The organism is Brucella sp. LJL56 (genome assembly GCF_054871705.1).
This window is the reverse complement of the sequence record NZ_JBTXLQ010000002.1, coordinates 290,568-308,586: the sequence shown is the minus strand read 5'-3', so window position 1 is coordinate 308,586 and position 18,019 is coordinate 290,568. Positions and strand designations below refer to the sequence as shown.

Genomic DNA, 18,019 nt, shown 5'->3' with positions numbered 1-18,019 from the left:
ATTCCCCTCGCCGTATAGTGCAGTTTGTGCGATATATGAACAAATTTCAAATAACGCACAAAAAATTTGACCAAGTATCGATCGAGTGGCTAACTCCAGCGCCATTGAGATCGGAAATGCTTGGGCAGGAGCAGGAGCTTTCCGGTATGGAGGTAAGATGGACAAGACAGTCGGAAGTCTGGCGGAGGCCGTTGACGGAATAGGTGAGGGTGCAACCGTCATGATTGGCGGATTTGGTGGCTCCGGTGCGCCAATCGAACTCATTCATGCCCTGATCGACAAAGGCCCAAAGAACCTGACGGTCATCAATAACAATGCAGGCAATGGACGCATCGGTATTGCGGCCATGATCGATGCAGGGATGATCAGGAAAATGATTTGTTCATTCCCTCGATCTTCCGATCCGCGCGCATTCACCGATAAGTACATCGCCGGTGAAATCGACCTTGAGCTTGTGCCGCAGGGAACGTTGGCAGAGCGTATCCGTGCGGGCGGTGCCGGTATTCCGGCTTTCTATACGCCGACGGCCTACGGCACCGAGCTTGCCGAAGGCAAGATCATAGCCGAGTTCGATGGACGATTTTACGTGCAGGAGCGCTGGTTGAAAGCCGATTTCGCGCTCATCAAAGCGCATCTCGGTGATACTCACGGCAATCTGACCTATCGCATGGCCGCACGCAATTTCAATCCGCTCATGTGTATGGCTGCGGCCAAGACGATTGTGCAGGTCTCAGAAATTGTTCCGCTCGGCGGCATGGAACCGGAAGACATCATCACGCCGGGTATCTTCGTCGATAGTGTCGTCGAAGTTGCAAATCCGCAGCAGGAAGAAGAACTTATTCGGGCGGGAGTGGCTTACGTATGATGATTGATCCTCATGAGGACATTAAACTGTCCAATGCCCAGATCGCATGGCGTGCTGCACAGGATATTCAGGACGGTGCCTACGTAAATCTTGGAATTGGCTTTCCCGAAATGGTCGCCCGCTATCAGCCGGAAGGGCGCGAAGCAATTTTCCATACAGAAAACGGCATTCTGGATTTCGGTGACGCACCTCCGGTTGGCGAGGAAGACTGGGATCTGATCAATGCAGGAAAAAAAGCAGTTACGCTGAAGCCCGGAGCAGCATTCTTCCATCATGCCGATAGTTTCGCAATGGTGCGTGGTGGGCATCTTGATGTGGCAATTCTCGGTGCTTATCAGGTTGCCCAGAATGGTGATCTCGCCAACTGGCGGGTTGGCGCGAAGGGCGTGCCCGCGGTCGGCGGTGCGATGGACCTTGTGCACGGCGCGAAGCAGGTGGTTGTCATCACCGAGCATATGACCAAGAAAGGCGAGCCGAAACTGGTCGAAAAGTGCACTTTTCCACTCACTGGCGTCGCATGTATCACTCGCATCTATACCAGTCATGCCGTGATCGACATTGACAAGGGCCGTTTCGTTTTGCGCGAAAAACTGGCGGCGATGACGCTGGAAGACCTTCAGGCCATGACTGGTGCAGAGCTTCATATTGACGGCCCGGTTGCCGATCTCATCGTCCCCGAACTGTGAGGCCATACCATGAATGAAGCCTATATCTGCGACTATATCCGCACTCCCATCGGTCGTTTCGGCGGCGCGCTTTCATCAATCCGTGCGGACGATCTTGGTGCTATTCCATTGAAAGCACTTATGGAACGTAACAGCTCCGTCGACTGGGAAGGAGTCGATGACGTTATCTTCGGCTCGGCCAATCAGGCGGGGGAAGACAACCGCGATGTTGCGCGCATGTCACTGCTTTTGGCTGGATTACCTGTTGGGGTATCAGGAACGACGATCAACCGTCTCTGCGGTTCCGGGATGGATGCAGTCATAACTGCCGCACGCGCTATCAAGGCGGGCGAGGCAGAATTGCTTATAGCGGGTGGTGTGGAAAGCATGAGCCGCGCTCCCTTCGTTATGCCGAAGGCCGATAGTGCATTTTCACGCAAGGCGGAAATTTTCGATACGACAATCGGCTGGCGGTTCATCAATCCTTTGATGAAAAGGCAGTACGGCGTCGATTCCATGCCGGAGACGGGTGAAAATGTCGCCGAAGATTTTCATGTCTCACGACAAGATCAGGACGCATTTGCACTTCGCAGCCAGGAGAAGGCGGCTGCTGCGCAGGCCAATGGACGCCTTGCGAAGGAAATTGCTCCGGTTACGATCCCGCAGCGCAGGGGTGATCCCTTGATTGTCGAAAAAGACGAACACCCTCGCGCTACGAGCTTGGAAGCGCTGGCGAAGCTGGGTACGCCCTTCCGCGAGGGTGGTACCGTGACGGCTGGCAATGCTTCCGGTGTCAATGATGGAGCGGCGGCACTCATCATCGCGTCTGATGCCTCCATCAAGAAATATGGTCTCACACCAATTGCCCGTATCATGGGCGGAGCCACGGCAGGTGTTCCTCCACGCATCATGGGGATCGGTCCGGCCCCGGCAACAAAGAAGCTTTCTGCACGCATCGGCATTGCACCCGATGCATTCGATGTGATCGAACTGAATGAAGCATTTGCGTCGCAGGGGCTGGCAGTGTTGCGCGATCTTGGAATTATCGACGACGACAAACGCGTCAATCCGAATGGTGGTGCTATTGCGCTCGGGCATCCGCTCGGCATGTCTGGTGCACGCATTGCAGGCACGGCGGCACTCGAACTCTCGCTCAACGGTGGCAAATATGCTCTCGCAACGATGTGCATCGGCGTCGGGCAGGGTATTGCAATCGCGCTAGAGCGCGCTTGAGTCTGAATAAATAACAAATCCGAGCACTTTTGCGCCCGGATTTGTTGTTTCTGACAGAGCAGATACGACTTTTGTATTCCTGGGCGACTACAATATTGCCCGCGCCTACCGATCAAGTTAGCATGACCTCATTACAACAATGGCGGGAACAACCCGTCGAACCAAAATGGGGAACATGTCGATGAAAATTGCTCGCCTTGCCCTGATGGGTGGACTCCTCGCAACCGCGCTTTATACCGGCTCCGCTGCCGCCCGTGACCTGACGGTCGTTTCCTGGGGTGGTAATTATCAGGACGCCCAGCGTGAAATCTACTTCAAGCCTTTTTCCGAGAAGACCGGCAAGCCCTTGCTGGATGAATCCTGGGACGGCGGCTATGGCGTCGTTCAGGCTAAAGTAAAGGCAGGATCGCCTAATTGGGATGTCGTGCAGGTGGAGGCCGAAGAGCTCGCGCTGGGCTGTGCGGACGGTCTTTACGAGAAGATCGATTGGGACAAGGTTGGCGGCAAGGATAAATTCCTCGAGAGTGCGGTCAATGATTGCGGCGTGGGTGCAATCGTGTGGTCGACGGCAATCGCCTATAATGCGGACAAGCTGAAAGATGGCCCGCAATCCTGGGCTGATTTCTGGGATGTGAAGAAATTTCCAGGCAAGCGCTCCTTGCGTAAGGGCGCAAAGTATACGTTAGAATTCGCGCTTCTCGCCGATGGGGTCAGCAAGGATGAAGTTTATGACGTGCTCTCGACACCGGAAGGTGTGGACCGTGCGTTCAAAAAACTCGATGAATTGAAGCCGAACATCGTCTGGTGGGAAGCAGGGGCACAACCGTTGCAATTGCTGGCCTCGGATGAAGTGGTGATGGCATCCGCCTACAACGGGCGTATTACGGGTATAAACCGGAGCGAAGGCAAGAACTTCAAGGTGGTCTGGCCGGGAAGTATTTATGCCGTTGATAGCTGGGTGATCCTGAAAGATGCCGAGAACAAGGATGCAGGGCTGGATTTCATTGCTTTTGCCAGCCAACCTGAAAATCAGGTGAAACTGCCGAAATACGTCGCTTACGGTCTGCCGAACAAGGAAGCTGCAAGCAAGGTGCCTGCGGAATTCGCGTCGGATCTTCCAACAGCGGAAGCCAATCTGAAAGACGCCCTTCCGCTTAATGTCGATTTCTGGATCGATAATTCCGAAGAGTTGACAAAGCGCTTCAACGCCTGGCTGGCGCAATAATTCGTAGTTATGGCCCCCGTCGTGCAATATCGGCGGGGTTTCCCCGTTTCCGGAAGATGGAGTGATTCATTGACGGACTGCCGCATCCGCTTCGAGAATATCAGTAAATCCTACGGTGATTTCAAAGTCATAGATGGTTTGAACCTCGATATTGATCGAGGTGAATTCGTGAGCCTGCTCGGTCCTTCCGGGTCAGGTAAGACGACACTTTTGATGATGCTCGCGGGGTTTGAAAATCCAAGCAGTGGAGCGATTCACGTTGATGGCAAGGCAATCAACACGGTTCCTTCATACAAGCGCAATATGGGGGTGGTCTTTCAGAACTATGCGCTTTTCCCCCATATGACAGTTGGCGAAAATGTCGCCTTTCCGCTTCAGATGCGAGGTATTGGGAAAGTGGAGATCGGCAAGCTGGTGGATAAGGTGCTCGATATGGTGCAGCTTTCCACGATGCGCGAACGCAAGCCGTCCCAACTCTCCGGTGGACAGCAACAACGCGTGGCGCTTGCCCGGGCACTGGTTTTCGAACCGGGAGTGGTCTTGATGGATGAGCCGCTCGGCGCGCTTGACAAGCAGTTGCGCGAACAAATGCAACTCGACATCCGTGCGCTGCACAGCCGGTTGGGATTGACGATTGTTTTCGTCACCCATGACCAAAGCGAAGCCCTGACCATGTCTGACAGGATTGCTGTTTTCAACAAAGGAAAAATCGAACAGATAGGCACACCACGCACGATTTACGATGAACCGCAGACGAGGTTTGTCGCCGAGTTCATAGGTGAAACCAATCTCACTGAAGGAACAATCGACCGGGTTGAAGGCACCAGCGCTTTTATTCGTTTGAGCAATGGCGGCACGCTAACCGCGTCATCAAAGGGAACGTTTGCGATGGGACAGAAAGTTCTCCTGTCCATCCGGCCCGAGCGTATTGAGCTGGGTAGCGAGGGCAATTCAGACAATCTTCTTAGAACTCGCGTGATTGACAATGTCTATCAGGGAGATCATCTCCGTATCCAGCTTGATGGCCGCGCCCATGATTTCATCGTACGTCTTGACAGGAAAGCGCGTGAATGGACGCCTGGAACGGATGTAGTTGCAGGGTTCAACGCCGCTGATTGCTGGACTATCGCAACATGACGGTTCTATCCGGCAAAACTGTCCGAGCGATGCTCCTGATCGCGCCTTTACTTGTTTTCATAGCCTTATTTTTCCTGTGGCCTCTCGGGGTGATGATGAAGCAGGCTGTGTCCGATACGGCGGTTTTGCGCGTTCTTCCTCAGACAGCCGAGGCTGTAAGCCTGTGGGACGGGCAATCGGGGCCGTCACCGGATATGAAGCAGGCTCTGGTGACGGATCTCAAGTCCTCCACCGATCAGCAGGCTGTAGGGGACATGGTTCGCCGTTTGAACAGCGCTCAATCGGGCTTTCGAACGTTGATGAGCAAAACGCTGTCGGCCATAGACAAGGGCGATCCTGTTCCTGACCTGGAAATGATCGACAAGCGATGGAGCCGACCGGAATTCTGGCAGACGATTGCGAATGCGCTTTCTCCAACAACTGATCGCAACCTGCTTGCAGCCGTTGACATGGAACGCGATACGTCTGGCGAGATTGTTTCTATGGCGTCTGGCACATCGGCCAACCGGGCAATAATGTTGCGTACATTCTGGATCGCTGCGCTGGTGACGCTAGCCTGTGCGGTGATCGGTTACCCCTATGCTGTCTTGCTTACATCGTCTACGGGGTGGGTCAGAAATGTACTTTTTGCTGCCGTTCTTCTGCCGTTGTGGACATCGTTGCTGGTGCGAACCGCTGCCTGGTTCATCCTTCTGCAGGACAAGGGGCTTATTAATGATGCATTGATCTGGCTGGGTATTACGGATTCGCCTTTCCCATTGATTTTCAACAGGGCAGGTGTGGTGATAGCCATGACGCATGTGCTTTTGCCGTTCATGGTGCTTCCGATCTATAGCGTGCTTGTGTCGATCCCAAGCAATCTGATGCCAGCGGCTGCATCACTCGGTGCGCCACCGTGGAGGGCTTTTCTGCGTGTATTGCTGCCATTGAGCATGCGCGGCATCCTGTCCGGAATGCTGCTCGTGTTCATGAGCGCTATTGGCTATTACATCACCCCGGCATTGATTGGTGGACCGAGCGATCAGATGATAAGCTCGATCATCGCCTATTATGCGACCGGTTCAGCCAACTGGGGTATGGCTGGCGCACTCGGACTCGTGTTGCTGGTTGCCTGTCTTATACTCTACGCTGTGTACGGACGGCTTACCGCTGACGAACAGGGGAGGGCGTGAACATGGGGCGCATTGCGAAAATCATGTTCGGTATCGCAGCGGTGGTCTTTTTGATCGCGCCGTTATTCGCCATCCTTCCGCTTGCTTTTACATCCAGCGTATTCCTGACCTATCCGGTGCCCGGCTGGTCAGTGCGCTGGTTTGAAGAACTTGCTACGGCGGACGTCTGGCGGCGCGCAATCGGTAACAGCCTGATTGTCGGTTCAGGAACGACGATTTTGGCGACTGCGCTAGGAACCATGGCTGCACTCGGCTTGCGCAGCAGGACCTTGTTTCTTTCCGGCCCCATTAAAACTCTGTTCCTGTTACCCATGGTCGTTCCCGCCGTCGTCATGGGGGTAGGGATGCAGTTGTTATTCGTGCGACTTGGTATAGCGAGTTCCTATCTTGGCGTGATCGTCGCTCATACCGTGATTTCGATACCTTTTGTTCTCGTGAGCGTTACCGGGGCACTGGCTGGTATTGACAGGCGCGTCGAACTTGCAGCCGAGAGCCTGGGCGCATCCCCTTTGACAGTGTTTCGAAAAATCACTCTTCCACTTGCCATGCCGGGCATAGCTTCCGGTGCTGTGCTTGCTTTTGCTACTTCGCTGGACGAGGTTGTGCTGACACTGTTTGTTGCTGGTCCAAATCAGCGCACCTTGGCGCGTCAGATGTTTTCGACAATCCGAGAGAATATTAGTCCGGCTATAGCTTCCGCAGCATTTCTGTTCATCGCAGGTACGGTGCTTTTAGGCCTTGCAGCCATGTTTTTTCGTCGAAAACGTTTGAGAGGAGCGGGAACCGCCGCCACTTGATGCCGCTCTTTTTATCCGAAGTCGTTTAGCGATCAATCCGTGTCGAAAGGATGATGGATGACATCGTACGCTCGACACCTTCCAGCGCGCCTATGCGATCCAGAACGGCGTCGAGCTCTTGTATGGACGGAGCTTCGACAACGACGATCATATCGAAGTGGCCGCTGACAGAATGAAGCGAACGGACGGCCATCATGCCACGCAGTGCCGTTTCGACTTTCGGAGCAAGTTTGGGTAATGCTGTCACCAGTACATGAGCGCGAACCAGATCGCGTTCGAATTCCGGTGCGATTCGCACCGTATAACCTTCAATAACTCCACGTTTTTCCAGCTTTTCGATCCGGCTTTGGACTGTGGTGCGAGAGACGCCGAGGCGCCTCGCAAGGTCCGCCGTAGAGGCGCGGGCATTTTCACGGAGGAGGGCGATGAGTGTAAGGTCGGCTTCTGTCGTCATAATGCATATTAAATACGTTAATATGTGCAAATAAACAACGTCATATCGTCGGTTTGTATGCTTCTTTTTGCATGGAACTATGCGATTCTTGCATATCCGATTTGCATTCCAAGGGGAAAATACATGAAAGAGATCGTTGTTGTCGGCGCAGGTAAAATCGGCGCCACCATTGCCGATCTTCTCGCTTCCACAGGCGAGTATGCCGTCACCGTTGTCGATCGCTCTCAGGAACAGCTTGATGCTCTGGAGTCTGGTGCAGAAGTCAAGACGCAGGCACTAGCTATTGAAGATGCCAAGGCTCTTGAAGTCGCTCTTACTGGCAAGTTCGCCGTACTCAGCGCCGCTCCATTTCATCTGACGACCCGTATCGCCGAAGCTGCAGCGAAGGCGGGCGTTCACTATCTGGACCTCACTGAAGACGTGGCAAGCACCCGCCGTGTCAAGGAGCTTGCGAAGGAAGCCAAGACGGCCTTCATTCCACAGTGTGGCCTTGCTCCCGGCTTCATCTCTATCGTTGCCTATGATCTGGCGAAGCGCTTTGATAAGCTCGATAACGTTCGTATGCGCGTTGGCGCCCTGCCGCAGTACCCTTCGAATGCTCTGAACTACAATCTGACCTGGAGCACCGATGGCGTCATCAACGAGTATATCGAGCCGTGCGAAGCCATCGTTAACGGTGAACTGACTGAAGTTCCTGCTCTCGAAGAGCGTGAAGAATTTTCGCTTGATGGCGTTACCTATGAAGCCTTCAACACCTCTGGTGGTCTTGGCACGCTCTGCGAAACGCTCGAAGGCAAGGTGCGTACGCTCAATTATCGCACCATCCGTTATCCGGGGCACGTTGCGCTGATGAAGGCGCTCCTCAACGACCTCGGCCTGCGCCATCGTCGTGAAGTGCTCAAGGACATTTTTGAAAATGCCCTGCCAACGACCCTTCAGGATGTTGTCGTGATTTTCGTGACAGTTTCCGGCACCAAGAATGGTCGCCTGGTTCAGGAAACCTACGCGAACAAGGTTTATGCCGCTCAGGTTGGCAAGATCGTTCGCTCGGGTATTCAGATCACGACGGCTTCGGCTATTTGCGCTGTGCTCGACATGCTTGCCAAGGGCGATCTTCCGCAGCAGGGCTTTATCCGCCAGGAAGACATCACGCTGGAAGCGTTTCTCGCAAATCGCTTTGGCAAGGCTTATGCACAGGAAGACCATTGCGCACGTATGGTTGCCTGATAGCTTCTGCCGCATGAATGCAGGGTCTGTTGCACTTGTTTGCAACAGACCCTTTTTGCGTTTTGGCATTTGGTAAGTCAGTCCTGCAAAAGTTGCTATTGAACGGGATCGGATTTAAGCGCATTGCCCGATCCAAACCGGCGGATGGATATTTCTGCCCGCTTGATCTGTGTCTATCTGCGCATCGTATCCGAAAACCGTTTCGCACGTTTCGGAGTGCGCTTTGAAGAAGTAGGAAAGTTATGTTGAAATCAGTTTTGCTGGCCGGTCTGGCCTCTGTCTTCCTCGCTTTGCCGGTTCAGGCAAAGGAATGGAAAGAAATCCGCATCGCCAGCGAAGGTGCTTATCCTCCGTTCAACTATATGTCTCCAGACGGCAAGCTTGAAGGTTTCGATCTTGATATCGCGAACGCGCTTTGCGAAGCCATGGAAGCCAAATGCACGATCGTTGCCAATGATTGGGATGGTATGATCCCAGGTCTGCAGGCCAATAAATTCGATGCGGTTATTGCTTCGATGGCCATTACCGAAGAGCGTGAAAAGCAGGTCGCCTTCACTGAACGCTATTACACGACCCCGCTTGCGGTTGTCGTACCGAAGGATACTGATATCACTTCGCTCGATCCATCGGCATTTGATGGAAAGACGGTTGGTGCGCAGGCTGGCACCACTCAGGGCAACTATGCCGACGACGTTTATGGCAAAGCGGGAGCAGATGTGAAGCTTTATCCGACTGCCGACGAAGCTAACGCCGATCTTGAAAGTGGCCGTCTGGACGCAATTGCCGCTGACAAATTCCTCGCTGCGGACTGGCTGAAGAAGCAAGGTGGAAACTGCTGCAAATTCCTCGGCGACATTCCCGGTTCTGAAACCAAGATCGCAGTTGCCTTGCGCAAGGGTGATGACGATCTGCGTGAACAGTTCAACGCCGCTATCAAGAAGATCCGTGACGACGGCACCTACGAAACGATCCGCAAGAAGTATTTCGATTTCGACATCTATTGATGTGACAAAATTTGCACCGGATGCCTTCAAATCCTGCTTGCAGTGGAGGGCGTCCGGTGCTTCAGTCTTGGCGAGCGCATGAAAAATGGGGCGCTGCCATTCGCAGGAGATACCCTGCCAATTACAACGATAACAAAGCAGTAAGGGGAATAGTTATGTTGAAAGCCATCCTATTTGCGAGTGTTGCAACCGTAATCGCGGCCTTGCCGGCGCAGGCCAAGGAGTGGAAGGAAATCCGCATTGCAACCGAAGGTGCGTACCCACCTTTCAACTTCGTGGCCGCCGACGGTTCGTTGCAGGGGCTTGATGTCGAAATAGCCAATGCTCTGTGCAAGGCGATGGAAGCGAAGTGCACCATTGTTGCTAATGATTGGGACGGGATGATTCCCGGTCTGAAATCGAACAAGTTCGATGCGGTCATCGCTTCGATGAGCATTACGGAAGAGCGCAAAAAGGAAGTCGCCTTCACCGACAAATATTACTCCACACCGCTTTCCGTTGCCGTGCCAAAGGACAGCCCGATCGCATCCTTGGATGCCGCAGCCTTCAAGGGCAAATCAGTTGGTGCTCAAGGCTCGACGACGCAGGGCAACTATGCGGAAGACGTCTACGGCAAGGCTGGTGCTGACGTTAAGCTCTATCCGACTGCCGACGAAGCCAATGCCGACCTGAAAAATGGGCGGCTTGATGCAGTTGTTTCCGATAAGTTCCCGATCTCCGACTGGATCAAGGGTGACGGTGCCGATTGCTGCAAGCTCATTGGCGATATTCCTGGAACGCAGACCGATACTGGAATTGCGCTGCGTCAGGGTGATGACGATCTGCGTGAACAATTCAACGCTGCAATCAAGAAAATTCGCGAAGACGGGACCTACGCTACCATTGTGAAGAAATATTTCGACTTCGACATCTACTGATTGCTTGTAAAAGACACAGCACTTTGCTGTAAGCAACAACGCGCCGGCTGCAATCGGCGCGTTTGTTTCTTTAATTTTGTGGATACCGGAAATGCCGATTCAGCAACAAGATGTCATCGTTCTGGGCGCGGGTATTATCGGTGTATCCACGGCGCTGCATCTGCAGGCGCGAGGTCGTTCGGTCTTTTTGATTGACAAGAACGAGCCGGGCAATGGCACCAGTTTCGGAAATGCGGGTCTGATCGAGCGGTCGAGTGTAATTCCCTACTCCTTCCCGCAAGGCCTTTGGACACTTGTGCGTTACGGTATGAACCGTCGTTCTGACGTTCGTTATAACCCACTCTACATACCGAAGATGGCGAGCTGGCTGTTTCAGTACTGGCGGGAATCGTCGCCGGATCGGTTGAAAATTGCTACGAATGCCATGCTGCCATTGATCGAAGCGAGCGTCCGTGAGCATGATGCCTTGGTGGGCCAGTCAGGCAGTGAGAGATTAATCCGGTCGCAGGGATGGATCGAAGTGTTCCGGACGTCTTCGGCATTCGATGCAGCAGTGCGCCGGTTACCTGATCTGCAACGCTTCAAACTGTCTTATGACATCTTGGATGCAACAGCATTGCGCCAGCGTGAGACATCACTCGGCGATGTGGCGGGCGGCATTCACTGGCTCGACCCCAAGACCGTTGTGAACCCGGGTGGTTTGGTCAAAGCCTATGCTGATTTGTTTACCGGAAATGGCGGCATCTTCGTTCACGGCGATGCTGCGAGCTTGGTGCCGAATGAGAACGGCTGGCAAGTGACAACGGAAGAGGGCGCTATCCATGCGCGTGACGTTGTCGTCGCACTGGGTCCGCAATCCGGTCTTATTTTCCGAAAGTTTGGCTATCCAATCCCGCTCGGCATCAAGCGCGGCCATCACCTTCATTTTGCTATGAAGGACGGTTCGCGGCTTGGTCATACGGTGGTGGATGAAGAAGCTGGCTATGTTCTCGCCCCGATGGTACAGGGCGTACGTCTATCGACAGGCATCGAATTCGCCTCGCCCGATGCACCCGCCAATTATATACAGCTTAAGAAAGATGAGAAAATCGCGCGCCAGCTTGTGCCCCAATTGGGCGACGCTGTCGAAACGACGCCTTGGCTTGGGCTACGTCCCTGCCTGCCTGATATGCGCCCGGTCATTGGTGCCGCGCCAAGGCACAAGGGGTTGTGGTTCAATTTCGGCCATGCGCATCACGGCTTGACGCTTGGACCTGCAACAGGACGGTTGCTCGCCGAAATGCTTGTTGGAGAAGAGACTTTTGTTGATCCGAAGCCTTATTCGGTAGAACGATTTCTTTAATTTGATCTGAAAATTTCGTGACAGGCTTGTCAGTTGCGATAGAGCGGGGCTATCAATTGGTCCCACTCTCATATCGCGCAGTCGCGAACAATCGATCCGGAAAACTCTCGTGAAAATGAAGCCTTTGGGCCGTACCGGCCTTACTGTCACTGAAATTTGCCTCGGCACCATGACTTGGGGGGTGCAAAATACCGAGTCAGACGCTCATGAGCAGCTCGATGTCGCCCTTGATGCCGGTATCAACTTCATTGATACGGCCGAGGGGTATGCTATTCCAATGAGCCCGGAAAGTTACGGCAAAACAGAGGCTTATATTGGTAGTTGGTTTAAAAAGTCCGGGAAACGTGACAAGATTGTACTGGCAAGCAAGATCGCCGGTGGTGGTAGGCAGAAGTGGATTCGAGACGGTGCCAGGCCAAGCCGAGCCAGCGTTCGCGAGGCGGTGGAAAATAGCCTGAAGCGGCTTCAGACGGACTATATAGACCTCTATCAGGTCCATTGGCCCATGCGCGCGCACTATCATTTTGGCCAAAGCTGGAGCTTCGATCCGTCCATGACGGACGGAACAGCAGAAACCCGACAGATGCATGACGTTCTGCGGGGGCTCGGAGACATGGTTCAGGATGGCAAGATCCGACATATTGGTCTTTCCAATGAGACGGCCTGGGGAACCATGCAGTGGCTTCGGCTGGCGGAGCAGCATGACCTGCCGCGGATAGCCTCGATCCAGAACGAATATAGCCTGTTGCAGCGCCAGTTCGATTTTGACATGGCGGAGCTGGCAATTTGTGAGGATGTGGGGCTGCTTGCTTATTCGACGCTTGCAGCCGGTGTGCTGACTGGGAAATATCTGGGAGGCAAAATGCCAGCCGGCTCACGCGCGGCCATTTCCGAAGGTGGTATCTGGAGGAACAATGTTCATTCCGAACCGGCAGTTCGCGCTTATATCGAGGTTGCAAAGAAGCATGGTCTCGATATCGCCCAGATGGCTATTGCCTTTACGTTGACGCGCCCGTTTATGACTTCGGCCATCATTGGTGCGACGACTGTCGACCAGTTGAAGATCGATATCGCCGCCTATCAGGTCAATCTTTCCGATGATGTTATGACCGACATTGAGAAGGTCTACAGGCAGTATCCACGTCCGCTGTAAGTCAAGACAAGGCATTGAAGAAAGCCCGCAACCTGGCGGGCTTTCTCTATCCGGCAAGATAGATTTCGTGTTTGACGATCCATTGTTCGATTGGCGTCTCGCTTGAGGAACTGACGATCACCATTCGGTCGAAGCAAAGTCTACGACCAGTGAGCGATTGTGCCAGGCGTAACATCTCCGTTTCACGCAAAGCGTTATCAGCGACGCCGTAGGCAAGCGAAACATGCGGCAGAAAGGTTGAGGCATCGTCCTCTCCTGATATGCCCAGTGCATCCTGTTTCAATGCCATCAGTGCAGGTGTTTTCTGCAATGCGGCATAGAACGACCGGAAATAGTCCTTGGTTGTCGTTACATCTTCAATCTGGACGTCGATCGGCTTGCGACCGACCGCGAGGCTCAGCACTAGCGGCAGCAGTTCGTCTGCCGAGCGTTTCATATCGGGCACGAGCGTCGCATGCGGTTCAAATTTAGGCGAGGCAAAGCGGCCAGCCAGCTCTGTAACGATGGATTCAAGAAATTTGAGGTCGTCGCGTGAAGGACGTAACCAGATGGAATGGAAACTCATTGGTCTGGCTTTCCCCGAACGCCGCGTTCGGCTTTTAGTGGTCTGACACTGTTGCGCAGAATGAGCGGCAATTCGAGTATGAGAGTTTGCGGTGGTGCGTTCGGGGCTGCTTGCCGGTCATCCAGCAGCCGGATGATCTCGGTAGAAAGACGTTCTGCGTTTTGGTCGAATGTTGTCAGGCGATAGGCGCCCCAGCGTGCTTCAGTGACATTGTCGAAGCCGATCACTGAAATATCCTCGGGAATGGAAAGGTTGAAGACGTCGCGTGCGCAGTCCATCAGACCGAAGGCCATAAGATCGTTGACGCAGAAAACGCCTTCCACCCGCTCTCTTTCACCAAGAAGCAGGGAGGCGGCTCCATAGCCGCCATCATAATCGGTGAGTTCACCGCGTTGGACACTGATGCTTAATCCGAGGCTCTTGCCCTTGGCGATAAAGGCTTCCTCACGTTCAACGAGATTGAGGCTGCCGACATTCGACGTTATCAGGCCGAGCTTTTTCATGCCACGTGCGGCAAAAATATCGACAGCCGTTTCGGCGGCAAGTCGATTGTTGATGTGGATGTGGTCGGCCCCATTTTCGGTGCGCCCGACGAGGATGAGGGTCTGGCCATTTCGTTGTGCCAGTTCGACAAATGACGATGAGGGCATACCGGAAAGAACCACCGTCGCTTCGGCGCGATAACGGAGCAGCGTTTCGTGGGCGGCGGAGAGGTTCTCGCCGTGCTGACCGGTCGGGATCAATACAGGCACACTGCCGCGTGCGGCAAGCCGACGGGAAAGTGCTGCTACCTGGCGAGCGCGAAACGGGCTGTCCGGGTCTGCGGCGATCATTCCGACGATACGGCTGCGATTTGCTAGAAGACCACGCGCCAAGTCGTTGACCTGATAGCCAAGCTTTTCTGCGGCTTTCAGCACTTTCTCACGTGTCGCGGGCGAGACACTCGCGCCCGGCGTAAAGGTGCGAGACACTGCGGAACGAGACACACCTGCCTCAAGCGCGACTTCATGCGCACTGATGAACCGTGGCTGGTTATCGGCGATGTCCAGTTCACGCGGTATTTCTTTATCTGACATTTCATCGTCCTACTTTTGAAAGGACATCGGCTCTGAGGAAGCGCTCGACCACGAACATGAAGGCAATTGACGGCACCAGCAATATCAATGCACTGATCGACGCGATTTGATAATTGCCACCGGAACTCGCTGTATAAAGTAGCAACGGCAAGGTGGAAATATCCGGAGCGCCAACGAAATAGGTGCCAGTGAACTCGTCGAGCGACTCGAGAAAGACGAAGATGGCGCTGGCAAGCAAACCGGGTGCAGCTATAGGCAGGGTGATGTCGAAAAATGTCTTGAGTGCTGATGCGCCCATTGAACGGGCCGCTTCTTCAAGCTCGCGATCAATAGCCGAGAACGCGGCCGTGGCGATCCACACAGCATAGACCAGACCATGGGTGACATGCACCAGAACGACGCCAGTAATCGTGCCATTCAGGCCAAACGAATAGAATATTTGTGCGATGTTCACGTAAACGGGCAGGTTCGGAAAAGCCTGCGGTATCAGGAGCGTCAACAGGATCAGCCCACGAAACGGCAGTGTTAATCGTGCGAGAGCATAACCGGCGGGAATTGCAAGGCCGAGCGAGACGACCACGGTCAGTCCTGCGATGACGACGCTTGTGGCAAGTGATGAGAGCGCATTGCCCCGAGAGGAAAAAACATTCGCCCAGAACGAAAATCCATACTGAAGCGGCAGTGTATGCGGAAAATACCAGCGCTCAGCCACGGCCCACAGAAGCAGGTTGGCAAGCGGCCCGAAAATCGCAAAGGCGAGCAGGCCAAGCAGTATGCCACGCGGTATCCAGCGCCAATCAATGATGTTGCTCATTGGCCGTGTTCCTTCATGGTCTGGCGGAGGTAAATCCAGGCGACGAGGCTCGTCATGAGCAGAGAAATGGTACCCAACGCGTTTGCGACGCCATAATCGCCATAGGCGTTGATGCGGAATGCCATGTTTGCGGTAATCATCGTCGGTGATTGGGCGTTAATCATCAAAGGCACGGACAAAACGGACATCATGGTGACAAAGCTCAGTATCAGTCCAACGAGCAACGTCTGGCGGACCTGGGGGAGAACGATCTCGATGAGGATGCGCAGCCGTCCGGCACCCAGATTGCGGGCGGATTCAATAGTGCTGCGATCAATGGACGCCATGGCACCAGCCAGTAACAGCGTGACAAAGGGGGTTTGTTTCCAGACGAACGCGATCACGATGCCCCGCCAGTCTAGAAAGCTCATGGCTTGCAGTGGCGTGAGGAGCCCGGTTTCGATGAGTAGGCTGTTCATCAACCCGTTCTTGGCAAGGAAGGTACGGAGTATCTGGCCGACGACGATGAAGGGTATGAAAAGCGGCCACCGATACAGCCAGCGCAGAATTGTGACGGCACGCGGGTTCGAGCCGAGCGTCAGGTAACCGCCGATAGCGACGGAAAACAACGCAATCAGCAGAGACGACAGTGTGACGATCACGAAAGTGAAAAGAATATCACTGGAATAAAGCTCGAATGCTTTGGTGAAATTGCCGGTTCCCCATTCGCCCGAGACATAGAATGCTCCGGTGATCGCTCCGAAAAGCGGTACGATAAACAGCAACAAGACGATCGCCATTGCTGGCGCGACAAGAAGGATCCCTATCAGTCGATGCGACATTCGAAACCTCATGAAAATGGGGACGTGCCGGGCATACTCAAGTGCGTTGCGATCTGATCGATTCAGATCGGCGCTCTAACAGCTCGCTTAGACGCGCATCCGAAAACCGTTTCAAATTTTTCGAATGCGCTTTAATGGTGCTTTAGTGGCGTACCCGGCATCAACATCGGAGCATTCAGAATAGAACCAGGTTCGCCGAAACGCTCCGATAGAAGGCAGGATTGTCGGGCTTAATTGCCAACCTGACGCTCATAAGCCTCCAGAATCGCTGTGTTATAAGGTGCGATTGGGAAAGGCTTGCCATATTTCGCAAGGTCATCCGGCGAAATATCGGTGAAAAGCTTGTTCCAGGTGTCGTTATCCAGCTCTGCCTTGACATGGTCGGCATCGATGCCCGGATACCAGTTGAATCGCTTCACGATACCTTCGGCTTGCACTTTCGGGCTTGTCGCCAAAGCAACGAATTTTTCGGCGAGTTCCTTATGTGCGCTCTTTTCTGGGATCACATAGTGCATCGGCTGTCCGGGCATGCCGGGAGCGGGCAGGACAAGTTTCATTTCTGGCGGAAGCTGACCATTCGCCTTCCATGAATAGAACATGTCGACCCATACCGGTCCCATCGCAATCTCGCCCCGGCTCAGCATGTCGAGTGTGCCGGCATTTCCTGGGGTGAGGGTGGCATTTTTTGTAAAGTCCTTGAGCGAGGTAAATGCCTTGTCCCAGTTCTTCGCTTCGCCTTCTTCGAATGGACCTTTCATTAGCTTGTCTGCATCGCCGCCATAAGCATAGATCCAACCCATAACGAAACTCACGCCCGACGCACCACCTTTGATGCCATTATAACCGAACTGCTTCGGGTTTTCTTTGGCCCATGTGACGAGCTCGTCATAGCTCTTCGGCGGGTTGGCGACGAGAGCTGGATTGTATGCAAGTGCTGTCTGGCTGTTGAACATCGGCATGACATAACCGTCGACGTCCGTGCCGAGTGCCATTTTTGCATTATCGCGTGTGACCAGCTTGCCACTGTCGATCTTGCCGCGGTAGTTTTCGAGGAACTTGGCCGTTACCATTGGTCCGGCAAATTTTTCGTGGACTACAGCAACGTCGGTATCCCATTTTTCTACCCCGGCCTTGGATTGGGCTTCGAAACGTTCGAGAATTTTTTGCGAGCCTGCATCGCCAGGGCCTGTTCCAACGACGCGAACAGTCGTTCCTGGGTTTTCCTTCTCGAACAAAGGTCCAAGATACTGATTAATATAGTCGACCATATTCTGATCGCCTGCCGTAAGGACGGTAAGGTCATCGGCAGCGGCTGGTGCGACGGTGAGGCCTATCGCCATCGCTGCGTTCAGGATAGTTCTCATGAAAAGGACTCCTGTCTGAAACCGGGATTTCCGGTCTTATGTTGAATGTAGATGCAGCGCATCCTGTGGTGGCTATCGGGAACAGAGGCATATACGGGCACGGAAGTGTCCGTAGAAAGAACTTCGAAACGGGCTTTCCCCGTATTGGACACGATAGAGAATGGGATCGGTGTGCACGGCTGTGCATA

18 protein-coding genes are annotated in these 18,019 nt (G+C 53.8%); 12 read left to right on the top strand and 6 right to left on the bottom strand.

Annotated elements, in window-relative coordinates; genetic code table 11:
• Positions 1-157 precede the first annotated feature (157 nt).
• From ACYSN1_RS10050 to ACYSN1_RS10020, 7 genes are all read left to right on the top strand, one after another.
• Complete coding sequence (locus ACYSN1_RS10050; protein ID WP_461725532.1) at positions 158-865, top strand: 3-oxoacid CoA-transferase subunit A; 708 nt, start codon at positions 158-160, stop codon at positions 863-865.
• A complete protein-coding gene (locus ACYSN1_RS10045; protein WP_461725531.1) occupies positions 862-1,551 on the top strand; it encodes a CoA transferase subunit B in 690 nt (229 codons plus the stop codon). The genes ACYSN1_RS10050 and ACYSN1_RS10045 overlap by 4 nt, the downstream gene beginning before the upstream one ends.
• Before the next feature lie 9 nt (positions 1,552-1,560).
• Positions 1,561-2,763 carry a 3-oxoadipyl-CoA thiolase gene (pcaF, locus tag ACYSN1_RS10040; protein WP_461725530.1) on the top strand — a complete coding sequence of 401 codons (1,203 nt, stop codon included), beginning with the start codon at positions 1,561-1,563 and terminating at the stop codon, positions 2,761-2,763.
• A 181-nt stretch (positions 2,764-2,944) separates the two neighbouring features.
• The gene (locus ACYSN1_RS10035; protein ID WP_461725529.1) at positions 2,945-3,988 is read left to right on the top strand and encodes an ABC transporter substrate-binding protein; all 1,044 of its coding nucleotides are present in this window, start codon (positions 2,945-2,947) and stop codon (positions 3,986-3,988) included.
• Between the two features lie 69 nt (positions 3,989-4,057).
• Entirely contained in the window at positions 4,058-5,125 is a 1,068-nt protein-coding gene (locus ACYSN1_RS10030; protein WP_461725528.1) for an ABC transporter ATP-binding protein, read from the top strand.
• Positions 5,122-6,297 carry an ABC transporter permease gene (locus ACYSN1_RS10025; protein WP_461725527.1) on the top strand — a complete coding sequence of 392 codons (1,176 nt, stop codon included), beginning with the start codon at positions 5,122-5,124 and terminating at the stop codon, positions 6,295-6,297. The genes ACYSN1_RS10030 and ACYSN1_RS10025 overlap by 4 nt, the downstream gene beginning before the upstream one ends.
• Positions 6,298-6,299: 2 nt before the next feature.
• Positions 6,300-7,094 (top strand): ABC transporter permease, encoded by a 795-nt coding sequence (locus tag ACYSN1_RS10020; protein WP_461725526.1) that lies wholly within the window; start codon positions 6,300-6,302, stop codon positions 7,092-7,094.
• 25 nt (positions 7,095-7,119) lie between these two features.
• Here the strand turns inward: ACYSN1_RS10020 and ACYSN1_RS10015 are convergent, their stop codons facing one another.
• Positions 7,120-7,548 (bottom strand): Lrp/AsnC family transcriptional regulator, encoded by a 429-nt coding sequence (locus tag ACYSN1_RS10015; RefSeq protein ID WP_061347140.1) that lies wholly within the window; start codon positions 7,546-7,548, stop codon positions 7,120-7,122.
• Positions 7,549-7,671: 123 nt separating this feature from the next.
• Here ACYSN1_RS10015 and ACYSN1_RS10010 point away from each other — a divergent pair, with 123 nt between their 5' ends.
• The 5 genes from ACYSN1_RS10010 to ACYSN1_RS09990 all read left to right on the top strand — a co-directional run bounded on the left by ACYSN1_RS10010 (position 7,672) and on the right by ACYSN1_RS09990 (position 13,191).
• Entirely contained in the window at positions 7,672-8,775 is a 1,104-nt protein-coding gene (locus ACYSN1_RS10010; RefSeq protein ID WP_461725525.1) for a saccharopine dehydrogenase family protein, read from the top strand.
• Positions 8,776-9,017: 242 nt separating this feature from the next.
• Positions 9,018-9,779 (top strand): ABC transporter substrate-binding protein, encoded by a 762-nt coding sequence (locus ACYSN1_RS10005; RefSeq protein WP_461725524.1) that lies wholly within the window; start codon positions 9,018-9,020, stop codon positions 9,777-9,779.
• A 155-nt stretch (positions 9,780-9,934) separates the two neighbouring features.
• A complete protein-coding gene (locus tag ACYSN1_RS10000) occupies positions 9,935-10,696 on the top strand; it encodes an ABC transporter substrate-binding protein (RefSeq protein ID WP_140019127.1) in 762 nt (253 codons plus the stop codon).
• Between the two features lie 91 nt (positions 10,697-10,787).
• Positions 10,788-12,038 carry an NAD(P)/FAD-dependent oxidoreductase gene (locus ACYSN1_RS09995; RefSeq protein ID WP_461725523.1) on the top strand — a complete coding sequence of 417 codons (1,251 nt, stop codon included), beginning with the start codon at positions 10,788-10,790 and terminating at the stop codon, positions 12,036-12,038.
• Between the two features lie 115 nt (positions 12,039-12,153).
• Positions 12,154-13,191 (top strand): aldo/keto reductase, encoded by a 1,038-nt coding sequence (locus ACYSN1_RS09990; RefSeq protein ID WP_461725868.1) that lies wholly within the window; start codon positions 12,154-12,156, stop codon positions 13,189-13,191.
• 46 nt (positions 13,192-13,237) lie between these two features.
• Here the strand turns inward: ACYSN1_RS09990 and ACYSN1_RS09985 are convergent, their stop codons facing one another.
• The 5 genes from ACYSN1_RS09985 to ACYSN1_RS09965 all read right to left on the bottom strand — a co-directional run bounded on the left by ACYSN1_RS09985 (position 13,238) and on the right by ACYSN1_RS09965 (position 17,831).
• Entirely contained in the window at positions 13,238-13,756 is a 519-nt protein-coding gene (locus ACYSN1_RS09985) for a haloacid dehalogenase (RefSeq protein ID WP_461725522.1), read from the bottom strand.
• Positions 13,753-14,832, bottom strand: a complete 1,080-nt coding sequence (locus tag ACYSN1_RS09980) for a LacI family DNA-binding transcriptional regulator (protein WP_461725521.1) — start codon at positions 14,830-14,832, stop codon at positions 13,753-13,755. The genes ACYSN1_RS09985 and ACYSN1_RS09980 overlap by 4 nt, the downstream gene beginning before the upstream one ends.
• Before the next feature lies 1 nt (position 14,833).
• Positions 14,834-15,646 (bottom strand): ABC transporter permease, encoded by an 813-nt coding sequence (locus tag ACYSN1_RS09975; RefSeq protein ID WP_461725520.1) that lies wholly within the window; start codon positions 15,644-15,646, stop codon positions 14,834-14,836.
• On the bottom strand, positions 15,643-16,467 hold the full coding sequence (locus ACYSN1_RS09970; protein ID WP_461725519.1) for an ABC transporter permease: 825 nt from the start codon (positions 16,465-16,467) through the stop codon (positions 15,643-15,645). Before ACYSN1_RS09970 ends, ACYSN1_RS09975 begins: the two co-directional genes overlap by 4 nt.
• Before the next feature lie 230 nt (positions 16,468-16,697).
• The gene (locus ACYSN1_RS09965; protein WP_461725518.1) at positions 16,698-17,831 is read right to left on the bottom strand and encodes an ABC transporter substrate-binding protein; all 1,134 of its coding nucleotides are present in this window, start codon (positions 17,829-17,831) and stop codon (positions 16,698-16,700) included.
• Between the last annotated feature and the right edge of the window lie 188 nt (positions 17,832-18,019).

Excerpts from the sequence above, each read along its gene's own strand:
- ACYSN1_RS10050 (WP_461725532.1), top strand. The coding sequence starts at position 158 with ATGGACAAGACAGTCGGAAGTCTGGCGGAGGCCGTTGACGGAATAGGT.
- ACYSN1_RS10045 (WP_461725531.1), top strand. The coding sequence starts at position 862 with ATGATGATTGATCCTCATGAGGACATTAAACTGTCCAATGCCCAGATC.
- pcaF (WP_461725530.1), top strand. The coding sequence starts at position 1,561 with ATGAATGAAGCCTATATCTGCGACTATATCCGCACTCCCATCGGTCGT.
- ACYSN1_RS10035 (WP_461725529.1), top strand. The coding sequence starts at position 2,945 with ATGAAAATTGCTCGCCTTGCCCTGATGGGTGGACTCCTCGCAACCGCG.
- ACYSN1_RS10025 (WP_461725527.1), top strand. The coding sequence starts at position 5,122 with ATGACGGTTCTATCCGGCAAAACTGTCCGAGCGATGCTCCTGATCGCG.
- ACYSN1_RS10020 (WP_461725526.1), top strand. The coding sequence starts at position 6,300 with ATGGGGCGCATTGCGAAAATCATGTTCGGTATCGCAGCGGTGGTCTTT.
- ACYSN1_RS10015 (WP_061347140.1), bottom strand. The coding sequence starts at position 7,548 with ATGACGACAGAAGCCGACCTTACACTCATCGCCCTCCTCCGTGAAAAT.
- ACYSN1_RS10010 (WP_461725525.1), top strand. The coding sequence starts at position 7,672 with ATGAAAGAGATCGTTGTTGTCGGCGCAGGTAAAATCGGCGCCACCATT.
- ACYSN1_RS10005 (WP_461725524.1), top strand. The coding sequence starts at position 9,018 with ATGTTGAAATCAGTTTTGCTGGCCGGTCTGGCCTCTGTCTTCCTCGCT.
- ACYSN1_RS10000 (WP_140019127.1), top strand. The coding sequence starts at position 9,935 with ATGTTGAAAGCCATCCTATTTGCGAGTGTTGCAACCGTAATCGCGGCC.
- ACYSN1_RS09995 (WP_461725523.1), top strand. The coding sequence starts at position 10,788 with ATGCCGATTCAGCAACAAGATGTCATCGTTCTGGGCGCGGGTATTATC.
- ACYSN1_RS09990 (WP_461725868.1), top strand. The coding sequence starts at position 12,154 with ATGAAGCCTTTGGGCCGTACCGGCCTTACTGTCACTGAAATTTGCCTC.
- ACYSN1_RS09985 (WP_461725522.1), bottom strand. The coding sequence starts at position 13,756 with ATGAGTTTCCATTCCATCTGGTTACGTCCTTCACGCGACGACCTCAAA.
- ACYSN1_RS09980 (WP_461725521.1), bottom strand. The coding sequence starts at position 14,832 with ATGTCAGATAAAGAAATACCGCGTGAACTGGACATCGCCGATAACCAG.
- ACYSN1_RS09975 (WP_461725520.1), bottom strand. The coding sequence starts at position 15,646 with ATGAGCAACATCATTGATTGGCGCTGGATACCGCGTGGCATACTGCTT.
- ACYSN1_RS09970 (WP_461725519.1), bottom strand. The coding sequence starts at position 16,467 with ATGTCGCATCGACTGATAGGGATCCTTCTTGTCGCGCCAGCAATGGCG.
- ACYSN1_RS09965 (WP_461725518.1), bottom strand. The coding sequence starts at position 17,831 with ATGAGAACTATCCTGAACGCAGCGATGGCGATAGGCCTCACCGTCGCA.